The sequence below is a fragment of the Actinoplanes sp. G11-F43 genome, assembly GCF_050589265.1.
Classification (GTDB): Bacteria; Actinomycetota; Actinomycetes; order Mycobacteriales; family Micromonosporaceae; genus Actinoplanes.
The window spans coordinates 190337-210651 of sequence record NZ_JBNZCE010000029.1 but is presented as its reverse complement, the minus strand read 5'-3'; the positions used below and the strand labels follow the sequence as shown (position 1 = coordinate 210651).

Annotated in this window: 21 protein-coding genes; 11 read left to right on the top strand and 10 right to left on the bottom strand. The window is 71.7% G+C overall.

Annotated elements, in window-relative coordinates; all coding sequences use genetic code 11:
* Positions 1–200, bottom strand: a 200-nt coding sequence (locus tag ACQ0O7_RS32710; RefSeq protein WP_430787856.1) for a hypothetical protein, incomplete at its 3' end; no start/stop codon positions are given.
* A 6-nt stretch (positions 201–206) separates the two neighbouring features.
* A complete protein-coding gene (locus ACQ0O7_RS32705; RefSeq protein ID WP_430787854.1) occupies positions 207–755 on the bottom strand; it encodes a hypothetical protein in 549 nt (182 codons plus the stop codon).
* Positions 756–830: 75 nt separating this feature from the next.
* Between ACQ0O7_RS32705 and ACQ0O7_RS32700 the strand changes: the two genes are divergently transcribed.
* Positions 831–1142, top strand: coding sequence for a cold shock domain-containing protein (locus tag ACQ0O7_RS32700; protein WP_430787852.1), 312 nt, complete (start codon positions 831–833; stop codon positions 1140–1142).
* 238 nt (positions 1143–1380) lie between these two features.
* Here the strand turns inward: ACQ0O7_RS32700 and ACQ0O7_RS32695 are convergent, their stop codons facing one another.
* Together ACQ0O7_RS32695 and ACQ0O7_RS32690 are read right to left on the bottom strand one after the other, a co-directional pair.
* Positions 1381–2559, bottom strand: coding sequence for an MFS transporter (locus ACQ0O7_RS32695; protein WP_430787850.1), 1179 nt, complete (start codon positions 2557–2559; stop codon positions 1381–1383).
* Between the two features lie 21 nt (positions 2560–2580).
* On the bottom strand, positions 2581–3111 hold the full coding sequence (locus ACQ0O7_RS32690) for an HAD family acid phosphatase (protein WP_430787848.1): 531 nt from the start codon (positions 3109–3111) through the stop codon (positions 2581–2583).
* 72 nt (positions 3112–3183) lie between these two features.
* Here ACQ0O7_RS32690 and ACQ0O7_RS32685 point away from each other — a divergent pair, with 72 nt between their 5' ends.
* From ACQ0O7_RS32685 to ACQ0O7_RS32670, 4 genes are all read left to right on the top strand, one after another.
* Complete coding sequence (locus ACQ0O7_RS32685) at positions 3184–3720, top strand: hypothetical protein (protein ID WP_430787846.1); 537 nt, start codon at positions 3184–3186, stop codon at positions 3718–3720.
* Positions 3717–4079 (top strand): hypothetical protein, encoded by a 363-nt coding sequence (locus ACQ0O7_RS32680; protein ID WP_430787845.1) that lies wholly within the window; start codon positions 3717–3719, stop codon positions 4077–4079. Before ACQ0O7_RS32685 ends, ACQ0O7_RS32680 begins: the two co-directional genes overlap by 4 nt.
* Positions 4080–4392: 313 nt before the next feature.
* Positions 4393–4620, top strand: a complete 228-nt coding sequence (locus ACQ0O7_RS32675) for a hypothetical protein (RefSeq protein WP_430787844.1) — start codon at positions 4393–4395, stop codon at positions 4618–4620.
* 110 nt (positions 4621–4730) lie between these two features.
* Positions 4731–5351 carry a TetR/AcrR family transcriptional regulator gene (locus ACQ0O7_RS32670; RefSeq protein WP_430787842.1) on the top strand — a complete coding sequence of 207 codons (621 nt, stop codon included), beginning with the start codon at positions 4731–4733 and terminating at the stop codon, positions 5349–5351.
* Positions 5352–5370: 19 nt separating this feature from the next.
* Here the strand turns inward: ACQ0O7_RS32670 and ACQ0O7_RS32665 are convergent, their stop codons facing one another.
* On the bottom strand, positions 5371–6138 hold the full coding sequence (locus tag ACQ0O7_RS32665) for a LamG-like jellyroll fold domain-containing protein (RefSeq protein WP_430787840.1): 768 nt from the start codon (positions 6136–6138) through the stop codon (positions 5371–5373).
* Positions 6139–6147: 9 nt separating this feature from the next.
* Between ACQ0O7_RS32665 and ACQ0O7_RS32660 the strand changes: the two genes are divergently transcribed.
* A complete protein-coding gene (locus ACQ0O7_RS32660) occupies positions 6148–6525 on the top strand; it encodes a YccF domain-containing protein (RefSeq protein WP_430787838.1) in 378 nt (125 codons plus the stop codon).
* On the opposite strand, the gene ACQ0O7_RS32655 is transcribed toward ACQ0O7_RS32660, so the two are convergent.
* From ACQ0O7_RS32655 to ACQ0O7_RS32640, 4 genes are read right to left on the bottom strand one after another with little or no spacing between them, the layout of a single operon-like run.
* A complete protein-coding gene (locus ACQ0O7_RS32655; RefSeq protein ID WP_430787870.1) occupies positions 6467–7153 on the bottom strand; it encodes a response regulator in 687 nt (228 codons plus the stop codon). The two genes, ACQ0O7_RS32660 and ACQ0O7_RS32655, sit on opposite strands and share 59 nt — an antisense overlap.
* Positions 7153–9087 carry a sensor histidine kinase gene (locus tag ACQ0O7_RS32650; RefSeq protein WP_430787836.1) on the bottom strand — a complete coding sequence of 645 codons (1935 nt, stop codon included), beginning with the start codon at positions 9085–9087 and terminating at the stop codon, positions 7153–7155. The genes ACQ0O7_RS32655 and ACQ0O7_RS32650 overlap by 1 nt, the downstream gene beginning before the upstream one ends.
* Positions 9088–9102: 15 nt before the next feature.
* Positions 9103–10716, bottom strand: a complete 1614-nt coding sequence (locus ACQ0O7_RS32645) for an acyl-CoA synthetase (RefSeq protein ID WP_430787834.1) — start codon at positions 10714–10716, stop codon at positions 9103–9105.
* Positions 10716–14234: a crotonase/enoyl-CoA hydratase family protein gene (locus ACQ0O7_RS32640; RefSeq protein WP_430787832.1), complete on the bottom strand. Its 3519-nt coding sequence runs from the start codon at positions 14232–14234 to the stop codon at positions 10716–10718. Before ACQ0O7_RS32640 ends, ACQ0O7_RS32645 begins: the two co-directional genes overlap by 1 nt.
* Before the next feature lie 111 nt (positions 14235–14345).
* On the opposite strand from ACQ0O7_RS32640, the gene ACQ0O7_RS32635 reads away from it, so the two are divergent.
* From ACQ0O7_RS32635 to ACQ0O7_RS32620, 4 genes are all read left to right on the top strand, one after another.
* Positions 14346–14984 (top strand): TetR/AcrR family transcriptional regulator, encoded by a 639-nt coding sequence (locus tag ACQ0O7_RS32635; RefSeq protein ID WP_430787830.1) that lies wholly within the window; start codon positions 14346–14348, stop codon positions 14982–14984.
* Entirely contained in the window at positions 14984–16120 is a 1137-nt protein-coding gene (locus tag ACQ0O7_RS32630; protein ID WP_430787828.1) for an acyl-CoA dehydrogenase family protein, read from the top strand. Before ACQ0O7_RS32635 ends, ACQ0O7_RS32630 begins: the two co-directional genes overlap by 1 nt.
* Before the next feature lie 2 nt (positions 16121–16122).
* Positions 16123–17193, top strand: coding sequence for a PLP-dependent aminotransferase family protein (locus tag ACQ0O7_RS32625; RefSeq protein ID WP_430787826.1), 1071 nt, complete (start codon positions 16123–16125; stop codon positions 17191–17193).
* A 107-nt stretch (positions 17194–17300) separates the two neighbouring features.
* Positions 17301–18077: an SAM-dependent methyltransferase gene (locus ACQ0O7_RS32620; RefSeq protein WP_430787824.1), complete on the top strand. Its 777-nt coding sequence runs from the start codon at positions 17301–17303 to the stop codon at positions 18075–18077.
* On the opposite strand, the gene ACQ0O7_RS32615 is transcribed toward ACQ0O7_RS32620, so the two are convergent.
* Positions 18047–18754, bottom strand: a complete 708-nt coding sequence (locus ACQ0O7_RS32615) for a TetR/AcrR family transcriptional regulator (protein WP_430787822.1) — start codon at positions 18752–18754, stop codon at positions 18047–18049. The genes ACQ0O7_RS32620 and ACQ0O7_RS32615 overlap by 31 nt on opposite strands.
* A gap of 136 nt (positions 18755–18890) precedes the next feature.
* On the opposite strand from ACQ0O7_RS32615, the gene ACQ0O7_RS32610 reads away from it, so the two are divergent.
* On the top strand, positions 18891–20315 hold the full coding sequence (locus tag ACQ0O7_RS32610; protein WP_430787820.1) for an NAD(P)/FAD-dependent oxidoreductase: 1425 nt from the start codon (positions 18891–18893) through the stop codon (positions 20313–20315).

Genomic DNA, 20315 nt, shown 5'->3' with positions numbered 1-20315 from the left:
GCGCGGCGCGTGGCGCGGCGCGTGGCGCGGCGCGTGGCCGAGGTCAGACCGTGTGCCGATTTGCGGCTCGATTCGAGCCGCAAATCGGCACACGAACGGGAGCCCCGGGACGCCGGGAGTTCTCCAGCGAGACCGGCCGGCGCGGCGGAAACAATGACGGCGGAAACCACGGCGGCGGAAACCACGGCGGCGGAAACCACGGCGGCTCAATCCGGGCGGGTCCACAGGGTGACGTCGCTGGTGGTGGCGACGATCAGGGTGGAGCCGGACGGGGAGAAGCCGGCGGCCCGCAACTCGGTGACGTCGGCGTGGAAGATGTGCCACCACGCGTCGCCGGTCCACGGGTTGTCATCGGCGGTCAGCAGGACGCGTTCGGCCGGCCACGCCGGACTGACCACCCGCACCGTCCAGCCGCTGCGGGCGGTCCGGTTCAGGCCGCCGCCGAGCAGGCCGGCCATCCGGACCCGGGTGCCGGTGATCGGCCCGATCCCGGGGCAGCTCAGATCGCTCCGGTCCGGCCAGCCGGCCATGCCGTCGTCGTCGCGGGCCAGCCGGTCGCCGGTGACCGGGTCGATCAGGCCCAGGCCGTTGTGCGAGGCCACCAGCAGCAGGTCACGGCCGGTCTCCGGATGCGGCGCGAACCCCACCCCGAGCAGGCCACCGGTGCTGATCATCGGACGTTGTGACGGGCGCCACGGGTCGGGGGCGGGCATCACGGGCGCGGCCAGGAACCGGGTCACGAGATCGGCGGGCATCGCGCCAGTGTGCCGAAGACCGGGCCACGGCAAAACCGATTTCGGCGGTACGGCCGGGCCGGGTATGAAGAGCCGATGACTGATCGGGTACGGGGTGTGGTCCGCCTCTGGAACGCCGACGAGGGCTGGGGCGTGATCGACTCGCCGGCGACTCCGGGCGGGTGCTGGGCGTTCTTCGGCGGTGCGGCGATGTCCGGTTATGTGTCGTTCGAGCCGGGTGACGTGGTGGCCCTGGAGTGGGAGGCCCCGGGGCAGGACGGCTGGCCGTTTCGCGCGGTCCGGTTCTGGCCGTGGGGCGCCGAGCCGGTGACCAGGGCGTCCGGCGGCAGCGGCGCCTACCGGAGCACGTTGACGCTCACTTTCGACGAGCCGGACGGCGATCGGTGACGGCGATCGGTGACGGCGACCGGTATAGGCGACCGATGACGGCGGCCCGGCAGGCCCGGAGCGCGGGAGTGTTCTGGACGGCTGCCGGGCGGGCCCGCGGGCACCGGGTGGTGTGCGGCCCGGCCGGCACGAAGCCCTGGTCCCGGTGAACGAGTGCGGGCCGGGACCACCGCATTCGGCCCGGCGGTCGCCGGACGGTCCGGTGTCCCGCCGGCCTCGCGGGGACTGCCACGGGAGGCTACGTAGCCCGTACCGGAATCCATTTCCGCAGAAGCGTCGCACACAGTAATCCCGCGCCGCCCACGGTGAGTGCCGCGATGGTCAGCGTGGACGCCGCCGTCACCGCGCCGATCAGCAGCGGACCGCTGCCCACGCCCAGGTCGGAGCAGAGACGCCAGGCGCCGAGGAACTCCGCCCGGCCCGCCTTCGGTGACGCGTCGGCGCCGAGAGTCATCACCAGTCCGGCGCTGAGACCGTTGCCGACGCCCATCAGCACGGCGACCGCGGTCAGCCCGATCGGCCCGCCGGCCAGCGGAAGCAGCAGGTGGGCCAGACCCAGAAGAGCCATCGCCGGTACGGCCGCGGCCCGCCGCCCGTAGACGTCCATCAGCTTTCCGGCCGGATAGAACAGCAGCATGTCGATGCCACCGGAGACGCCGTAGATCAGCCCGATGGTGGCCGGATCCAGGTCCAGTGCGACGCCCCACAGCGGCAGGATCGTCTGCCGGGACGCCCGCAGCGCGCCGACCAGCAGCACCGCCAGGCCCAGCGTTCGCAGGGTGCGCTGGTGGGCGCGGATCACCGCCCACAGGCCGGGACGTTCGGCGCCGGCCGGAACCGACCGGTCCTGCGGCACCCGGGGCAGCCGGAACAGGATCAGCGTGGCCAGCCCCACCCCGGCGATCGCCACCAGGTAGGCCCCGTCCAGACCGGCCAGGTGCATCGCCCCGGCACCCAGGAACGGGCCGGTGAACGTGCCGATCCGGTTGACGCCGCCGAGTGTGGACATGGCGCGGGCGCGCAGTTCCGGCCGGACCGCCTCGGTCATGTAGGCGAGCCGGGCCAGCATCCACGCCGACCCGCACACCCCGAGCAGGGCCACCGCCAGGCCGAGGAGCAGCACGTTCGGTGCCAGCATGCAGCCGATCAGGGCGGGTGCGGCCAGGACCGAGGCCGCGGTCATGGTGGTGCGCTCGCCGACCCGGGAGATCAGCATCCCGGCCGGCAGGGAGCCGCTGATCTGGCCGAGGCCGAGCATCCCGGCGACGACGGCGGCCGTCGCCGGGGACGCGCCCAGCCCGGTCGCGGTCAGGACCAGCACCGGGGCGACCGCGCCGAGACCGGTGGACCAGACCGCGGCCGGCAGGTAGATCGTCGGGCCGAGCTGTCGGAGCGTCTGGTCTGCGGGCGCGGTCACCCGCGAACGCTATACGACGCGTCAGTCGAGCTGCCCGTCGTAGTCGGGCAGTTTGAAGGTGCGCTCGGCGTGCCCGCCGCCCAGGTCGGTGGCGCTGTTGCCGACGTTGGCGACGATCGTGTAGCCGCGGCGTTCGATGTCGATGCGGGCGTTGGTCTTCAGGGTCTGGTTGTCGGAGAAGTCGAAGGTGGGCCGGGTGTAGATGTCGGTCCAGCGGTAGCCGACGATCCGCAGGTTGACCTCGGTGGCCGACTCGATGATCTCCGGGCGGGCGGTGACGAAGAAGACCGCCGCGCCGTCGGCGCGTGCCTGGCGGGCGAGGGCGAGGACACCGGGCGTGGCGTCGTACGGCTTGTACCGGCTCTGCAGCGCCGTGTTGTCGATGTCCAGCACGATCGCGGCCCGGATCCCGGTGGCCGGCAGCCGGTCGTCGAGGTAGGTGGCGGCCCGGTCGGTGACGGTGGTGACGTCGGCGAGCCAGGTGTCGTAGGACGGGAGGGCCGGTGCGGCTGCGGCGACGGCGGTGGTCACCAGGACGGCGAGGGTCTGCATGCCGCATATTATCGATGTTCGTAAATGAACAGCGGCTGAAATCCGTTTTGTCTCGCTGCGAAGATGACGTTCATGGAGAAGATTCCCACGCTCTTCCAGCGTGACCCCGAGGACCGCAAGCGGGTGCTGCCCGAGGCGAACCCGGCCTGTCAGTGGGTGCTCGACGGCGAGGGGGTCGCGACCCGCAAATACGACGGCACCTGCGTGCTCCTCGACGACGACGGCGTGTGGTGGGCGCGGCGCGAGGTGCGGCCCGGCCGGACCCGCCCACCCGGCTACCGGCCGGTGATGACCGACGACAACACCGGCAAGACCGTCGGGTGGGAGCCGATCGCGCAGTCCTCCTACGCGCGCTACCACACCGAGGCGGTCACCGGGGCCGCACCGGCGCCGGGCACCTACGAGCTGATCGGCGAGAAGATCAACGGCAATCCCGAGGGGGTCCGCGGCCACCAGCTGGTCCGGCACGCCGACGCCGACCGTCTCGACGTGCCCCGCGACCTCGACGGGCTCCGCACCTGGCTGCTCGCGCACCCGTCGTTCGAGGGCATCGTGTGGCATCACCCTGACGGGCGCCGGGCCAAGCTCAAGTACCGTGACTTCGCGTGACACCTCAACCGCCCGTGGCCGTGACCCGCTACGGCACCCCCGGACAGATCGCCGGCTCGGTGGTGATGCTGGCCGGCCTGCTCCTGCTGGCCGGCCTGACCGCCCTGTCGTCGATCTATTTCGCGATGAGCAGCACCCTCTGCTCGTCCCACGACACCGGCCTGCTCTGCACCGGCCTCGGCGAGAACCTGGCGCTCTACGTCCCGGCCGGGGCGGCCGCCCTGGCCGCGGTGCTGGGCATGGCCGGCACGGTGATCGGCCGCCCGTTCCGGATGCCCTTGCTGGCCGCCGGCTACGCCCTCACCGTGATCGGCTTCCTGACCGGCCTGATCATCGCCATGACCGGCCCCGCCTCCTGACCCTCTGCGGTATCGCCGCAATGCTGCTTTGCCGCAATGCGGCGATGGGCGCGTACTCGTCCCCATGGAGGAGACCCCTACCGGCGCCGGCGCTGCGCAAGCGTTACGGCCTGGACCGGCCCGGTTCTCAGGTCGAGATCACCGAGCGCAGCGACGGAGTCCTCGAGCTTCGCCCGGCCATCGCGGTTCCCGCGAGCCAGGCGTGGTTCTGGGCCGAGGACTGGCAGAAGGGCGGAAGTTCAGCAGGACCGACGAGTTCGTGGCCGACTGGAAGTCCACGCCCGTCGACCACCGGCATATGTTCCACTCGCTCATGCCCGCGTTCAACGCGGCGTGCGAGACGTACATAGCCGACCCCGGCCGGCCCTGGCCCGTAAACCTCCGCGCCAAGCCGATGGTCGACTCCCGCGGGATCTGGGAGATGACCTGGTCGTTCTCGGGGCCGGACGGGCGGGCCACATTCGAGTTCACCCCGATCGACGGGGAGACGGCGGTCCGGTGGCGGCGGATCGGTCGCCACGGGATCTATCAGAAGCCCTGATCCGCGGTGGTCAGGAGCCGGGCGTGGGCTCACCACCCCGGGCCGGTCAACGGCTGTTTACCTGGTGTCGACACGCCGGATAAGCTGGCACGACACAGCTGGAGGCGCCGGTGAGCACTGAGCAGACCGCACGGCGCCGGGATGCCGAGGCGACCCGGCGGCTGCTTCTGGAGGCGGCGGTCCGGCGGTTCACCCGGGACGGCTACGCCGCCACCACCGTCCGGCACATCGCCGACGACGCGGGGGTCAACGTCGCGCTGATCAGCAGATACTTCCGGTCCAAGGAGGGGCTGTTCGAGGCCTGCCTGGCCAGCAGCGCCGACGAGTTCCGGCGGGCGACCGCGGACGCCCCGGCACAGCGGACCTCGGAGATCATCGCCCGGGAGATCGCCCGGCCGTGTGCCGACGGGATACCGCACAACCTGGTGCTGCTGCTGCGTTCCTCCGGTGACGAGACCGCCGAGCGGGTCCGGCTCGGGCTGCTGCGGTCCTACAGCGAACGGCTGGCCGCCGCCTGTGACGGAAGCGGCGATGACACGCTGCTGCGGGCGCAGATGATGATCGCGGCCGCCGCGGGGGTGGCTCTGCTGCGGGCCAAATCGGACATGGATCCGCTGGGGTCGGCGACTGCGGACGACCTGTTCGCCCCGCTGCGTGACATGGTCGAGGCGATGCTGATGACGCCGGGACCACCGCATTCGGCCCGGCGGCCGCCGGGCGGTCCGGTGTGAGGCCTGCCTGGCGTGGTGGTCACGGTGCTGTCGGTACCCGTACGAAAATGTCGTCTGTCTCTCCATGGAATTGATCGTTTCCGGGATTCGTGCTCTTCCCGCCGATGATCAGCGGCATCGCGTTGTCGACGCGCAGCGCCGGCGGGATCGGCAGGACGGTGCGGGCGACGCCGTCCACCAGCATGGTCAGGGTGCGCGGCGCGCGACGGCATTCGAGGCGGTGCCAGCGGCCGTCGGCGACGGTGACGTCGGCGACCGCCTTGTGGATGGTGGGTCCGGCGGTGCCGCGCAGGACACAACTGGGGTGCCCGGCATAGCCGTCGATCTGGAGTTTGTACTGGCTGCCTTCGGCGGAGAAGCCTTTCTGCACGATGTTCTGGCCATCGGTGGTGTCGGTGGCCGCGAGCCGGATGGTGGCGCCGTAGCCGAACGGCCGTGTCCCGGGGTTGAGCGCGGGGGTGCCGGGGGTGCTGAGGATCAGGCGGGGGCAGTGCCCGCCGGTGCACGGGGCGGGGAAACCGACGGCGTGACCGGCACCACGTGTGATGTGCCGCGCGGGTGCTCCGACGGGTGTCAGGTGGTGGCCCCGGCCGGACGAGTCCTGCCACGGATGGTCGTCGCCGAACCCGTAGTGGGCCAGGTATTCCCAGGTGGGAGCCACCGCGATGGGCGATCCGGCGGTGATGGCGAGCAGGACTGCGGACAGGGCGGTGGCGGCGACGCGGCGCAGGGACGGCACATCCGGGGTCAACGGCCCGGCGGCGTACGGGTGGCGGGTACCGGTCATCCTTGAGGAGTGCGCCTGATCCTCAATGTTCTGTGGTTCATCTTCGGCAGCGGCTTCGTCCTGGCCATCGGCTACGGTGTGGCGGCTCTGATCTGTTTCCTTCTGGTCGTCACGATCCCGTTCGGGGTGGCGTCGATGCGGCTGGCCGTCTACTCGCTGTGGCCGTTCGGCCGGACCGTGGTGCCCAAGCCGGGTGTGGGTGTCGGCTCGGGCCTGGCGAACATCCTGTGGGTGGTGCTGTTCGGCTGGTGGCTGGCCCTGACCCACATCGTCGCCGGGGTGGCCCAGTGCGTGACGATCATCGGGATCCCGTTCGGGATCGCGAACTTCAAGCTCGTCCCGGTGGCGTTCTGGCCTCTGGGCCGGGAGATCGTGGACCTGGACTGACCAGCCCGGTGTCGTAGGCGACGATGGTCGCCTGCACCCGGTCCCGCGCCCCGATCTTGCCGAGCAGGGCGTTGACGTGTGCTTTCACCGTGCCCACGCCGATGCCGAGAGCGGCGCCGATCTCGGCGTTGGACAGCCCCTGGGCGATGGCGACGAGCACGTCACGTTCCCGTGGGGTGAGCGCGTCGAGCCGGTGGCCGGCCTCGGCGACCGAGAGGGTCCCGGTGGCGAACGCGTCGATCAGCCGCCTGGTCACCTGCGGGCCGAGCATGGCGTCGCCGGCCGCGACGGTCCGGACCGCGGTCACCAGGTCGGCCGGTTCGGCATCCTTGAGCAGGAACCCGGACGCCCCGGCCCGCAGCGCCTGGAAGACGTAGGCGTCCTGGTGGAACGTGGTCAGCACGAGCACCCGGGGCGGGTCGGGCATGGCGGTGAGCCGGGCGGTGGCGGTCAGGCCGTCGACGCCGGGCATCCGCACGTCCATCAGGATGACGTCCGGTCTCACCTGCTCGGCGAGGGTGACGGCGGCCGCCCCGTCACCGGCCTCGCCGACCACCTCGATGTCCGGCTGGGAGCCGACGATCGCGGCCAGCCCGGCCCGGACCATCACCTGGTCGTCGACGACCATCACTCGGATGACGCTGATTTCGACACCTCCCGGTCGAGTAGTGACCGCATCGCGGTCAGCGCCTTGCGCGCGGCGGCGAGCACCCCGCTGATGTCGCCGCGTTCGGCCGCGCCGGGCACGTCGGCGGCGTGCCGGAGGACCGCCTCGTGCAGTCCGGCGGCGATCCGGTGCCGTTCCAGCATGGCCCGGAAGGCGGCCTGTTCCAGGGCCAGCGCGACCCCACCCTCCTCCTGGGCGTGCCGTCGGTCGCGACGGCGCCGGGCCGAGTGGCCCACACTCCAGCAGATCACGGCCGGCACCGCCAGGACGACGGCCAGCACCGGGGTCAGCACGACGACCATGCCGTGCACCAGCATCGGCCCCTCGGCCGCCATCTCCGGGTCGCCGGCCGTGTCCGCGCCCAGCAGCAGCGCCATGGTCAGGCCCCAGGGCACCCCGGCGGCCGGGATGCTCAGCCAGGTCACCGCGGGCCCGGCGGCACGGGCCGCGACGGTGTGGACGGCGGCCAACTCGGCGGCGCACCCGAACACGAACACATAGCCCAACCCGGACGGCACCGCACCCGTGACCACCAGCAGCGGGAAGAGCAGGCCGGTCAGCACGGTCGCCGCGAACACCCCCCACGGCGCCCGGCGGCGGAAGAACAGCGGCAGCGCGTGCACGATGTAGCCGATCAGCGCCGGCACCGCGACGGCCGGGGTCAGACCTTCGCCCACGGCGAGCCCGAGGCCGAGCGACTGCGCCAGGATCACGATCGCCACCAGGAGGGCGTCGATCATCAGAGGACCCTTGCGGTACGCGTGACGATCGGTCCCGCCGCCGCCCGCCAGCACGGCCCGGACCCGCCAGCCGCCACCGTCCCGGGGACCCGCGTCACAGGTCCCGCCGACCGACGCGGCCCGTTCCCGCATGCCGTCGACACCGCGGCCGCCGCCCAGCCCGGCCGTCGTCAGCCCGGCTCCCCCGCCGTCGTCCTCGACGGTCAGCTCGCCGCCGGACCAGCGGACCAGCACCTCGCCGCCGGAGGCGTACCGCAGGGTGTTGGTGAGTGCCTCCCGGGCGATGCCGTAGACGACCGGGGCGAGCTCCGGGGCCGGTTCCCCGTCCGGCAGGTCCAGGGTGATCCGCTGACCGAGCGCTCTGAAGCCCTCGGTCAGGTCGGCCAGGGCCGGCTGGTCGCCGGTGGTGGCCGCGGCCGGCATGATCGCGACCAGGCGGTGCAGGGCGTCCAGGGTCTCCCGGCCGGTCCGGGCGGCGAAGTCCAGCGCCTCGGATCTCAGATCGGGCCGTTGGTCACCGAGCATCTCGGCGGCCGACGAGTTGACCACGATCGAGGTCAGGTGGTGGGCGGTGACGTCGTGCAGCTCCCGGGCCAGGCGGCGGCGCTCGTCGTCGGCGGCCTCCCGTTCGGCCCGCTGGGCGGCGGCCAGGCGGCGGGCCGCGTCGGTGCGGGCGGCGTTCCACCGGGCCCGGCGCCGGCCGAACGCGGCCACCACCCCGCAGATCACACCGGTCAGCAGGATCGACAGGGGCAGAGCGGTGTCCACGCCCTCCTGGCATCCGGTGAGTACCGACTCCCAGGCGATCACCACGGCCAGGGCGTACCAGGTGGTCCGGGCCGGGGTGTGCACCGCGACGCTGAACAGGGCGACCATGTCGGCGAACCAGATGATCAGCATCGCGTCGTGCTCGACCAGCCACTGCTGCTCGGCGGGCGCGGTCACCAGGCCGAGCACCCCGCCGGCGATCACCACGGCCAGGGCCGGCACCGGGCGTTCCCGGCGGATCAGCAGCCCGGCGCCCATGATCAGGCTGGCGACGGCGACCCCGGTCGCGGGCAGCACCGGAACGGGGTCGCCGCGCATCAGCAGCATGCCCGGCCAGTACAGGAGCTGCCCCAGCACCAGCAGGAGGGGAAGCGTCCATCGGGCCATGGGCCCAGATGGTAGCTACAGCGGCCCGGTGGGGAGTTCCCGCCTGATCAGTTTGCCGGTCGGGTTGCGCGGCAGCTCGTCGAGGAAGACCACGTCCCGCGGCACCTTGTAGCGGGCCAGGTTGGCGCGGACGAACTCGCGGATCTCCGCCGGGTCCCGGGCCGAGTCCTCGGACGGCACGATGAAGGCCCGCAGCCGGGTGCCGAAGTCGGCGTCGTCCACCCCGATCACCGCCGCGTCCATCACGTCGTCGCGTTCGGCGAGCAGGTTCTCCACCTCCTGCGGGTAGACGTTCTCGCCACCCGAGATGATCATGTCGTCGTCGCGGCCGTCGATGTAGAGCAGGCCGTCCGCGTCGAAGTGCCCCTGGTCGCCGGTGGCCATGTAGCCGTCGATGACCTGCTTGTGCCGGCCGTCGGTGTAACCCTCGAACGGGATGCCGGTACGGACGAAGATCCGGCCCTTCGCCCCGGCCGTGGTGACCTTCCGATCATCGGAGTCGTACAGCGCCACATGCACGGTGACCGGGGGCCGCCCCACCGTGCCCGGCGATCGGCGGAGTTCGGCGGGTTTCGCGACCGACGCGACGGCGACCTCGGTCGAGCCGTACACGTTGTAGAGCACGTCGCCGAACACGTCCTGGAACCGGTTGCTCAACTCCGGGGCCAGCGCCGACCCGGCCAGGAAGACCGTCTTCAGCGACGAGGTGTCGTACTTGCCGATGACGTCCGGGCCCAGCGCCAGCATCCGGTTCAGCATCGTCGGCACGGTGACCAGCATGTGCGCCCGGTGCTCGGCGATCGCGGCGAGCACCGCCTCGGCACTCAGCCGGCGCAGCAGCACCGCATGGTTGGCCAGCGACAACCCGACCGTCCACGCGCCGAACCCGGTGCTGTGGAACAACGGCGACGCGATCACCGCCGCGCCCTGCCGGGGGAAGTCGATCCGGTCCGCGATCAGGGCGCTGGCCAGCGGCGACACCTTGGTCCGGGGCGCGCCCTTGGGCAGGCCGGTGGTCCCGCTGGTGAGGATGATGAAACCGCCCGGCTTCTCCGGCAGCGGCAGCGGCACGGTCGTCGGCTCGGCGGCCGTCAGCTCCTCCACGGTGAGCAGCCCCGGCGGCCGCACGTAGCCGTCGTCCTCCCAGCTCAGGTAACGCGGGATGTCGTCCGGCACGGCGCTCACCACGTCGGCGAACTCGCTGTCGTACATCAGGAACCGGACATTCTCCCGCTTGATCACCTCGGCCAGCTGGGAGGCGGCCAGCCCGGTGTTCAGCATCGCCAGGCGCAACCCGGCCCGCGCGGTGCCGGTGATGGCGCACGCCAGGCCGCGGTGGTCCCGGGCCAGCACCCCGATCACCGACTTCGGCGGCAGCTCCACTTTGCGCAGCGCGTGGGCGAGCGCGTTGCTCTTCTCGAAGAATTGACGGTACGTCCACGTACCCCGCTCGTCGGTCAGCGCCGGCAGGTTCGGGTTCTCGGTGGCGGCCTTCTCGGTCAGCGCCGCCTGCGGGCCGAGCCGGGCGTTGTTGCCGGCGGCCTTCAGCAGACGGTCCGGCCGGAGCAGGTTGACGATGCCGATCTGATGCATGCGCAGGACAGCGTGCAGATTCTCGAGGGTGCTCACTAGCGGCCCTTCCATTGGGGGGCGCGGTTCTCGGCGAACGCGCGGATGCCCTCCCGGGCGTCCGCGGAGCCGATCACCCGGCCGGCGATGTCGGAGAGATGGTCGAAGGCCTCCGCGGCGCCCCAGTCGCGGTGTTCGTCGACGATGCGTTTCGAGAGCAGGACTGCCAGGGGCGCGTTCGCGGCGATGTCGTGGGCCAGCTCCAGCGCGGTGCTCAGGGCCTTGCCCGGCGACGTGACACGGTTGATCAGGCCCAGTTCGTGCAGCCGCCGGGCCGGCATCGGCTCGCCGGTCAGGGCCAGCTCCAGGGCGGTGCTCCGGGGCAGGTTCTGCGCGAACCGCAGCACCCCACCGGCCGCGGCGACCAGGCCGCGCTTCACCTCGGGGATGCCGAACGCGGCGTCCTCCGCGGCGACGATCAGATCGGCGCTCAGGGCCAGCTCGCACCCGCCGGCCAGGGCGGCGCCCTCGACCGCGGCGATCAGCGGCTTGGCCGGTGGCCGGGCGGTGATGCCGAGCAGGCCGCGGCCCTCGGTGACCGGGTACTCGCCGCGGGCCGCCGCTTTCAGGTCCATGCCGGAGCTGAAGACGGTGTCCGATCCGGTCAGCACCGCCACCCGGGCCGCGTCGTCGGCTTCGAAGTCGTCGAGGGCCTTCTCCAGGGCTTTCGCGGTGTGCAGATCGATGGCGTTGCGGACCTCGGGGCGGTTGAGTGTGATGACGGTGACCGGGCCGTGCCATGCGATGAGCAGTGGTGGTTCGGGTGGTGGGGGAAGGTCGACGGGTGTGGTGTCGGTGATGGTGAAGGTATTGCCGTCGATCTGTAGTCGCCAGCCGATCGGGTCGGATTCCGCGAGCAGTTGCGACATTTCCGAAAATTCAGGCAATTTCAGTACGATGCGGTCGCCGCTCGGGGTCAGTGCGGTGATCATCGCCGGAGTCGGGCCACCGTCCCGCTCGTACGGGATCGTGTAGGCCTCCAGCACCGCCGGGCCGTGCCACTCACTCCGCGCCCGGCGGGCCGGCGGCCTCGGCAGACGCGGACCGGCATCGATGTCCCGGAAGTCCCGGCGCGGCGGCCGGGCGGACAGAACCGTCGCCGCGTGCTTCGTCAGGTACCAGCCCACCGCCGTCGCCAGCCCGAACGACTCTTGGTCGGCCCGCAGCCTCGGCACCAGGTTGGCGATCGCGTGACTGGCGTAGTTGTTGCCCGGCCCGCCCGCGAACGTCAGCCCACCGGTGACGGTGAGCCGGGCCGGATCGTCCACCGGCAGACCCAGCTCGTGCGCCGCGATCTGCACCGCCGACGGGAAACACGCGTACAGGTCGACGTGCCCGACCTCGCCGATCGTCACCCCCGCGTGCCCGAGCACCGCCTCGCCCACCGCCCGGATCGCCGGCGACGAGGCCAGATCGGCGCGCTCGGTGACGAACCATTCGTCGTTCGCGTGCGCCCCCGCGTGCACGAACACCCAGCGGTCCTGTGGAACGCCCGCCTCGGTCGCCGCCGCCGCACTGCACACGATGATCCCGGTGCCCTGGTTGACCTGGAGGTCGGCGGTGAGCAGCTTCGGATAGGGCGCGGCGATCATCCGGTTCGACGCGGACGGTGTGGCCAGATCCTCCGGGGTGCGCGCCCCGGGCCGCCAGGCGTGCGGGTTACCGGCGGCGATCTCCGAGAACCCCGACCACAGCCTGCTGATCCGGTCCAGGTGCTCGGCGGGCGCGAGACCGAGGCGGCCGCGCACGGCCGACTCGATCAGCGCATACAGAAGAATCGGCGCCACCAGGCCGGCGGCGGTCTCCGGGTCGTTGTTGGCCGGCGAGTCGTCCCCGACGGTACGCGTCGGCTCAGTCCCCTCCCCCCGCACCGGCCAGTCCAGCCCAGCCCCGGTCCTCGCCCCGCCTTCAACGCCCCGCCCGGTCCTCGCCCCGCCTTCAACGCCCCGCCCGGTCCTCGCCCGACCTTCAACGCCCCGCCCGGTCCCCGCCCGACCTTCAACGCCCCGCCCGGTCCACAGCCTGCCCCGGAAACCCCGCTCGGCCCTGGGTCCGTTCTCGGGGACCTGCCGCGTCTCCGGCGCCTCCCGCTGTCCTTGCTCCGGCCGGGCCTGCCGCTCGGCGCGCTCGGCCGCGGCCGCCGTCGCCGCGGCTTCCGCTCCGCCGACCAGGGCGATCGAGGCCCGGCCCGCGGCGATCTCGGCGGCCACATCGTTGAGCAGCCGAAGTGAGCCGTCCCCACCGAAGATCGTGGTCTGCACGGTCTGCCGGGGATTCGCCCCGACCGCTTCGGCGAGCAGCGCGGCCCCGTCCTGGTACTGCCACGAAACGCTTGCCACATACCCGGCGAGATCAGCCTGGGCCAGGATCCCGGCCACCCCCGCGTCCTCCGCGGCAGACCGCAATGCCCGCACCGCCAGGGAGACCGGATCCCCGCCGTTCACGTCGACAGAACGTTCGATCTCCTGACCGGCTCCGACGATCACCGGCGTCCAGGCATCGATCTCCACCCCGGTCCGCTCCCACCGGACAGGAGCAGGCTTGGCCCCGTCCAACCCGAACCCCACCCGGCCCCGCGCGGACTCCACCCGGCCCCGCGCGGACTCCGCCCGGCCCACCCTCCCCGGCTCGGCCCCGACCCACCCATCCCCGCGTGCCGCACTCCGGTCCGAATCACGCCCGAACTCACCACGATCCGAACCCCGTGCCGCACTCCGGTCCGAATCACGCCCGAACTCACCACGATCCGAACCCCGTGCCGCACTCCGGTCCGGGTCGCGCCCGAACTCACCACGCCCCCAACCCCGTGCCACACTCCGGTCCGAATCACGCCCGAACTCACCACGCCCCCAACCCCGTGCCGCACCGTGGTCCGGGTCGCGCCGGGAGTCGGCGCGTACCGTGTCGTGTGCCGGGTTTTGGTGTGCTCCGCTACCGGGGCCCGCGTGCTGCCGGGCTACCGAGCCCAGTTCTGTCAGGGAGCGCCGCATCGCGTCGGCGAGGTTGCGGGCCAGCATCGGGCCCAGCGGGCCGTCCGTCGAACCGCCCTCGACGCCACCGTCGAACCGCACGACCGCACCCGCCCGCGCGCCGGCCGGCTCCGCCGGGGTCACCGACAGGAACAGGCCCACCGTGATGCCCATCGGGGCGGCGCCCTCCAGGAAGATCGCCCGGCCCTCGATCCGGCCGACGACTGTCCAGCGGACCTCGCTCGGCACCCCCATCAGCTTGATCCGCTGCCGGAACCGCACGCCGTCGGTGAGGTCGCCGGGCCGGCCGCCGATCCAGCCGGCGTGCTGGAGCAGCCAGTCCGGCATCCGGGCCGGGTCGGCGAGTACCTCGAACACCTGATCCGCGGTGGCGTTCACCGGTACCGTCACAGCGCACGGATGGGCGAGCCGCCGGGGCGGTGCGATGTCGGCGGGTGGTGGTTCGGGCCGGCGCCGGCTCAGCATCGTGCCGACGGCGGCGCGTGTGACGGCCAGCGCGGCGCGCAGCTGGGCGGAACGAGATGGCATCGACGCTCCCCTAACAGTCTGGCCTGACGGTAAAGGGGTGACGTGGGTCACGGCAAGAGCTGATGATCGGCTGGATGGACGGCAGTAACCGTCAAGTCGTACGGTAAATCGGTGAGACGAACACAGGCACAGCGCAGTGAGGCCACCCGGGCCCGGATCCTGGAGGCCACGGTGCAGTGCCTGGTCGAGCGCGGCTACGCGGAGACCACCACCGCCGAGGTGCTGGCCCGGGCGGACGTGCCCCGCGGCACCCTCCTGCACCACTTCCCGACCAAGGCGGATCTGCTGGTCGGCGCGGTGCACTGGGTGGCCGGCCGGCGGATCGGCGCGCTGACCGCCGAACTGGCCGCGATCCCGCCGGAGACCGACCGGCTGGACGCGCTGATCGACATCATCTGGCGGCATTTCTCGTCCCCGCTGTTCTGGGCCGCGCTGGAGTTGTGGAACGCCGCCCGCACCGACACCGAGGTCCGCGACGCGCTGCGCCCGGTGGAGAAGGAGATCTTCGCGGTCCTGCACGACCGGGCCCGCGCCCTGCTCAGCGAGAGTTCACCCGGCGATCCCCGGGTGCCGACGGTCGTCGAGTTCAGCTACGAGGTCCTGACCGGACTCGCCATGACCGGCATAGTGAGCGGCGACCTGGGTCACCGTGAGCTGCTGCTGCGCCGCTGGAAACGAGCGGCCGCGATCCTGCTGGGCCACCGCGATCCGTCCACCCTCGTCGAACGCACCCGCTCAAAGGAGAGTTGATGTACGGCACCCCGGAACGTCTGGCCCTCGCCGCCTCGATGAAACAGTTCGTCGGACGGGAGATCCACCCGCACCTGGCCGATTGGGAGCGGGCCGGTGAGATCCCCCGCGAGGTGCACGCCCGGCTGGCCAAGGCCGGGCTGTACGGGATCGGCTTCGCCGAGGAGCACGGTGGCGACGGCGGCGACAGTGTCGACACGGTGGTGGCGACCGAGGCGTTCCTGGAGGCCGGCGGCTCGTCGGGGGCGCACGCCTCGCTCTTCACGCACGGGATCGCGCTGCCGCACATCGTCTCGTCCGGTGACGGTTCGCTGATCGACCGGTTCGTCCGGCCGACGCTGGCCGGGGAGATGATCGGCGCGCTGGGCATCACCGAGCCGGATGCCGGTTCGGATGTGGGTTCGATCCGGACGACGGCGGTCCGGGACGGCAACGTGTACGTGGTGAACGGCGCGAAGATGTTCATCACCTCGGGTCTGCGCGCCGATTTCGTCACCACCGCGGTCCGGACCGGTGGGCCGGGCGCTTCCGGCATCAGCATGCTGGTGATCGAGAAGGGGACTCCCGGGTTCTCCGTCTCCCGCAAGCTGGACAAGATGGGCTGGCTCTGTTCGGATACCGCCGAGCTGCACTTCGACGACTGCCGGGTGCCCGCGGCGAACCTGGTCGGCCCGGAGAACTTCGGTTTCGCCCTGATCGGTCAGGCGTTCGTCGCGGAGCGGATCATCGCGGCCGTGCACGCCTATTCGGTGGCGCAGCGCAGTCTGGATCTGACCCTGGTGTACGCCCGCACCCGGGAGACGTTCGGCCGTCCGCTGATCAGCCGTCAGGTGGTCCGGCACAAGCTGGTGCAGATGAAGCAGCGGATCGACGTGGCCCGGCAGTACACCCGCTGGGTGGCCGAGCGGCACGCGGCCGGGGAGGGCATGATCGGCGAGGTCTGCCTGGCCAAGAACGCCGCGGTGGACGCCTGCAAGTTTGTGGTCGACGAGGCGGTTCAGCTGCACGGCGGGATGGGCTACATGCGCGAGTCCGAGGTGGAGCGCAACTACCGGGACTCCCGCATCCTGGGTATCGGCGCCGGCGCCAGCGAGATCATGACCGATCTGGCCGCGAAGATGTTCGGATACCAGTAACGGTGATCCAGTTCGAGCACCGGCCGGGGATCCTCGACCTGTCGTGGGGGCATCCCCGGCCGGATCTGCTGCCGGTCCGGGAGTGGGCGGCGGCGTCGGCCGGTCTGGACTGGCGGGCGCTGACCTATGGCGCGGCGGCCGGCCCGACACCGCTGCTGGAGTCGCTCGGTGATCCGGATCGGACTTTCGTGACGGGGGGCGCCTCGCACGGGCTGGCTCTGCTGACGGAGCTGCTGTCCGCGCCCGGCGATGTGATCCTGGTCGACTCCCCCACGTACCACCTGGCGTTTCCGATCCTCGCCACCGGCGGCCGGACCCTGCGCCACATCCCGCCGTCCGGGCTCGCCGGTTTCGTCCGGGATCTCCGGCGGGGCGGGCGCCGGGTGCCGCTGCTCTACCTGGTCCCGACGTTCGGCAACCCGACCGGGCGGAGCCTCCCGTTCGAGGACCGCCGCGCGCTGATCGAGGTCGCGCGGGCCGAGGGGGTGACGATCGTCGAGGACGACACCTACCGGGAGCTGACTTACGACGGCCCGGCTCCCCCGTCCCTGTGGGAGATGGCCGGCGGAGCACCGGTGGTCCGATTGGGATCATTCGCCAAGACGGTGGCGCCGGGGTTGCGGTTGGGGTGGATCAACGCCCAACCCGATGTGGTACGGGGTCTGACCACACTCGGATACGTGCACAGCGGTGGTGGGGTCAACCACACGGCGGCCGTGACCATGGCTGTTTTCCGGGCCGGCGGTGGCTATCGACGGCACGTCGACCGGGTGCGGGACGTCTACCGTACGCAAAGGGATGCCCTGGTCACCGCCCTCCGCGAGGGGTTCGCCGGGGTGGAGTCGCCGGCCGGCGGCTGGTTCGTGTGGCTGCCACTGCCGGCCGGCTTGACCGGATCCGGCCTGTTGCCGGCGGCCGAGCAGCGGGGTGTCTCGTTCGTCCCGGGCCACCGTTTCTGGGCGGACGGCTCGGCCGGCGCCAGCCGGATCCGGCTGAGCTTCTCGCATCTGCCCGCCGACGACCTCCGCCGGGCGGCCGAGCGCCTGACCGAAACGGTGGCCCGCCGACCATGACGACCGTCAACGGTTGCCCGCCGGACATGACGACCGTCAACGGTTGCCACCGGCCATGACGACCCTCGACGGTTGCCGCCGGAGTCCACAAGCGATAGACACGTGTCATGACGGGTAGCGGCGAGCAGCGGCCCAGCGCGGCACGGGTCTACGACTACTTCCTCGGCGGCACCCACCATCTCGCGGTGGATCGGGAGCTGGCCGGGCATCTGGAGGCGATGACCCCGGACATCGGGGCGACGATGCGGGCCAACCGGGCGTTCCTGCAGCGTGCAGTGCGTTTTCTGGCCGGTCGGAGGATCCGGCAGTTCCTGGATGTCGGGTCGGGCATCCCGACTGCCGGGAACGTGCACGAGATCGCCCGCGCCGAGGCGCCCGGGTCGGCGGTGGTCTACGTCGACGTGGATCCGGTGGCGGTGGAGCACAGCCGGGAGCTGCTGGCCGGCGACGACCGGACCGCTGTGGTGCTGGCCGACGCACGGGACACCGACCGGATCCTGGCCGGGGCGAACGGGCTGATCGATTTCGGGCAACCGGTGGCCGTACTCTTCGCGGGTGTTCTGCATTTCATCCCGGACGAGGACGATCCGGCCGGGCTGGTGGCGGCGCTGCGGGAGGTCACCGCGCCGGGCTCGTACCTGCTGATCTCGCACGCGACGGCGGACGGGCAGCCGCCCGAGGTGGTCGAGGCGCAGAAGCTGTCCGCGCGAACCGGGACCGGGATCGTGCTCCGGCCGCATGCCGAGATCGCCTCGTGGTTCGACGGGTTCCCGCTGGTGGAGCCGGGGCTGGTGCACATCCCGCGGTGGCGGCCGGAGGACGGCCCGGTCGAGGATCCGGAGCGGTTCGGCGCCTACGCCGGGGTCGGGTTCTCCGGCGCCTGACCGGGGGCGGCGTGGATCAGCGCCTCGATCAGCTTGTCGATGGTGCCGGGGAAGGCCGAGTTGTACATCGACGGCAGATGCTCGCGGACCAGGTGCACGTTGGGGTAGCCGTCGGCGGGCAGCGACGTGTAGACCCGTGACCAGGCCTCCTGTTCGGCCGCCTCCTGGTCGGGGGTGAGTTCGGCGGCGTCGACGGCGGCCACCGCGAGGACCGTGTCGACGAAGTCGCGGTAGTGCCGGACCGCGTCGGCGGGCGCGAACCCGGCGCTGAGCATGATGCCGATGCCGGTGTCGACGACGCGCATCTCGTGCGGCCCGGCGGTGACCCGGATGGCCCGCAGGTGGGCGAGCCGCGGGTGCTGGCGCATCGAGCGGCGCAGCACGGCGGCCAGGTCGCGCAGCGAGTCGGCCCAGTGGTCGCGGGGGGTGAACTCGGCGAGGGCGTCGCCGATCAGCCGGTCGGCGAGGGCGAGCAGCAGCGCGTCCATGTCGCGGAAGTAGCGGTAGACGGCGGTCGGGTCGGCGCCCAACTCGGCGCCGAGGCGGCGGACGCTGAGCTTGTCGCCGCCGGGCCCCTCGATGAGCCGTAACGCTGTGTCGACGATCATGTCGGCGGTGAGCACCACACCGGTGCGGGTCTTCCGCCGCCGGACCCCCACGCTGCGCACACGTTCCACTCCAGGCACTCTCCCAGCTTAGGTCCCGCTTATGTCAACGCATTGACATAAGCGTACGGCGGAGGGTTTGATCGGTTGCACGAGATCGCCGACGGCTCACCCCGGGCGGTCTCGTGAGAGTTGGAAGGAACTCACCATGGCGGCCACACCCCCCGCTTATGACCTGGCCATCCGCACCGACGAGAAACGCCTGCGCGCCGCTCTGGCCGGCGCGGCGCGGACCCCCTTCTGGCTCGAGGACCCGGGACGGCCCACCCCGGAGCCCGCGCTGACCGGTTCGACGACGGCCGACCTCCTGGTGATCGGCGGGGGCTACTGCGGACTGTGGACGGCACTGATCGCCAAGGAGTCCGACCCGAAGCGTGACGTGGTGCTGGTCGAGGGCAACGAGATCGCGTGGGCGGCGAGCGGGCGCAACGGCGGGTTCGTCGAGGCCAGCCTCACCCACGGCGCGGAGAACGGGCGCCGCCACTTCGCCGACGAGCTGCCGGTCCTGGACGCCCTCGCGGCGGAGAACTTCGCGGACTTCGAGGCGACCCTGGCCCGGCACGGCATCGACGCCGAGTTCACCCGGGACGGCGTGCTGGCGGTGGCCACCGAGCCGCACCAGGTCGGCGAGCTGCGCGCGGCGGCGACCGCCGGCACCACGTTCTACGACCGTGAGCGGCTGGGCACGCTGGTCCGGTCACCGCTGTTCCGGGCCGGGCTGATGCAGCACGAGGGCGCCGCCGTGGTGCACCCGGCGAAACTGGCCTGGGGCCTGAAGGCGGCGTGCCTGCGGCTGGGCGTGCGGATCTTCGAGAACACCCCGGTCACCGAGATCAAGGACCAGACCTCGTGTGTACGGGCGTCGACCTGGGCCGGCAGCATCACTGCCCGGAAGGTCGCGCTGGCCACCAACGGCTTCCCCTCGCTGCTCAAACGGAACCGGCTGCTGACCGTGCCGGTCTACGACTACGTGCTGATGACCGAGCCGCTGACCGAGGCCCAGATCGACGAGATCGGGTGGCGGAAGAACTTCGGCATCTCCGACTCGTCCCGGCAGTTCCACTACTACCGCAAGACCGCGGACAACCGGATCCTCTGGGGCGGTTACGACGTGGTCTACCACAAGGGCGGCGGGATCCGGCCGGAGCACGATCAGAACCCGGAGACGTTCACCCGGCTCGCCGACCACTTCATGCGGACCTTCCCGCAGCTCGGCGACGTGCGGTTCAGCCACGCCTGGGGCGGCATGATCGACATGTGCACACAGCTGGCCGCGTTCCAGGGCCGGGCGATGGGCGGGAAGGTGGCGTACAGCAGCGGGTTCACCGGTCTGGGTGTGGCCGCGACCCGCTACGGCGCGACCGTGATGATCGACCTACTGGACGGCCGGGACACCGTCCGGACCAGGATGAAGATGGCGAAGCGCAAGCCGCTGCCGGTGCCGCCGGAGCCGGTGCTCTACCCGGCGGTCCAGGTGATCCGCAGTGCCATCGCCCGGTCGGACCGCAACGGTGGCCGCGACGGTTTCATCCTGAAAGCGGCCAACGCGTTCGGTTTCTCGTTCGACTCCTGA

What these genes read in the sequence shown, in the direction of transcription:
- ACQ0O7_RS32705 (WP_430787854.1), bottom strand. Translation starts at nt 755, where the DNA reads ATGCCCGCCGATCTCGTGACCCGGTTCCTGGCCGCGCCCGTGATGCCC.
- ACQ0O7_RS32700 (WP_430787852.1), top strand. Translation starts at nt 831, where the DNA reads ATGACTGATCGGGTACGGGGTGTGGTCCGCCTCTGGAACGCCGACGAG.
- ACQ0O7_RS32690 (WP_430787848.1), bottom strand. Translation starts at nt 3,111, where the DNA reads ATGCAGACCCTCGCCGTCCTGGTGACCACCGCCGTCGCCGCAGCCGCA.
- ACQ0O7_RS32685 (WP_430787846.1), top strand. Translation starts at nt 3,184, where the DNA reads ATGGAGAAGATTCCCACGCTCTTCCAGCGTGACCCCGAGGACCGCAAG.
- ACQ0O7_RS32675 (WP_430787844.1), top strand. Translation starts at nt 4,393, where the DNA reads ATGCCCGCGTTCAACGCGGCGTGCGAGACGTACATAGCCGACCCCGGC.
- ACQ0O7_RS32665 (WP_430787840.1), bottom strand. Translation starts at nt 6,138, where the DNA reads ATGACCGGTACCCGCCACCCGTACGCCGCCGGGCCGTTGACCCCGGAT.
- ACQ0O7_RS32655 (WP_430787870.1), bottom strand. Translation starts at nt 7,153, where the DNA reads ATGGTCGTCGACGACCAGGTGATGGTCCGGGCCGGGCTGGCCGCGATC.
- ACQ0O7_RS32650 (WP_430787836.1), bottom strand. Translation starts at nt 9,087, where the DNA reads ATGGCCCGATGGACGCTTCCCCTCCTGCTGGTGCTGGGGCAGCTCCTG.
- ACQ0O7_RS32640 (WP_430787832.1), bottom strand. Translation starts at nt 14,234, where the DNA reads ATGCCATCTCGTTCCGCCCAGCTGCGCGCCGCGCTGGCCGTCACACGC.
- ACQ0O7_RS32630 (WP_430787828.1), top strand. Translation starts at nt 14,984, where the DNA reads ATGTACGGCACCCCGGAACGTCTGGCCCTCGCCGCCTCGATGAAACAG.
- ACQ0O7_RS32620 (WP_430787824.1), top strand. Translation starts at nt 17,301, where the DNA reads ATGACGGGTAGCGGCGAGCAGCGGCCCAGCGCGGCACGGGTCTACGAC.
- ACQ0O7_RS32610 (WP_430787820.1), top strand. Translation starts at nt 18,891, where the DNA reads ATGGCGGCCACACCCCCCGCTTATGACCTGGCCATCCGCACCGACGAG.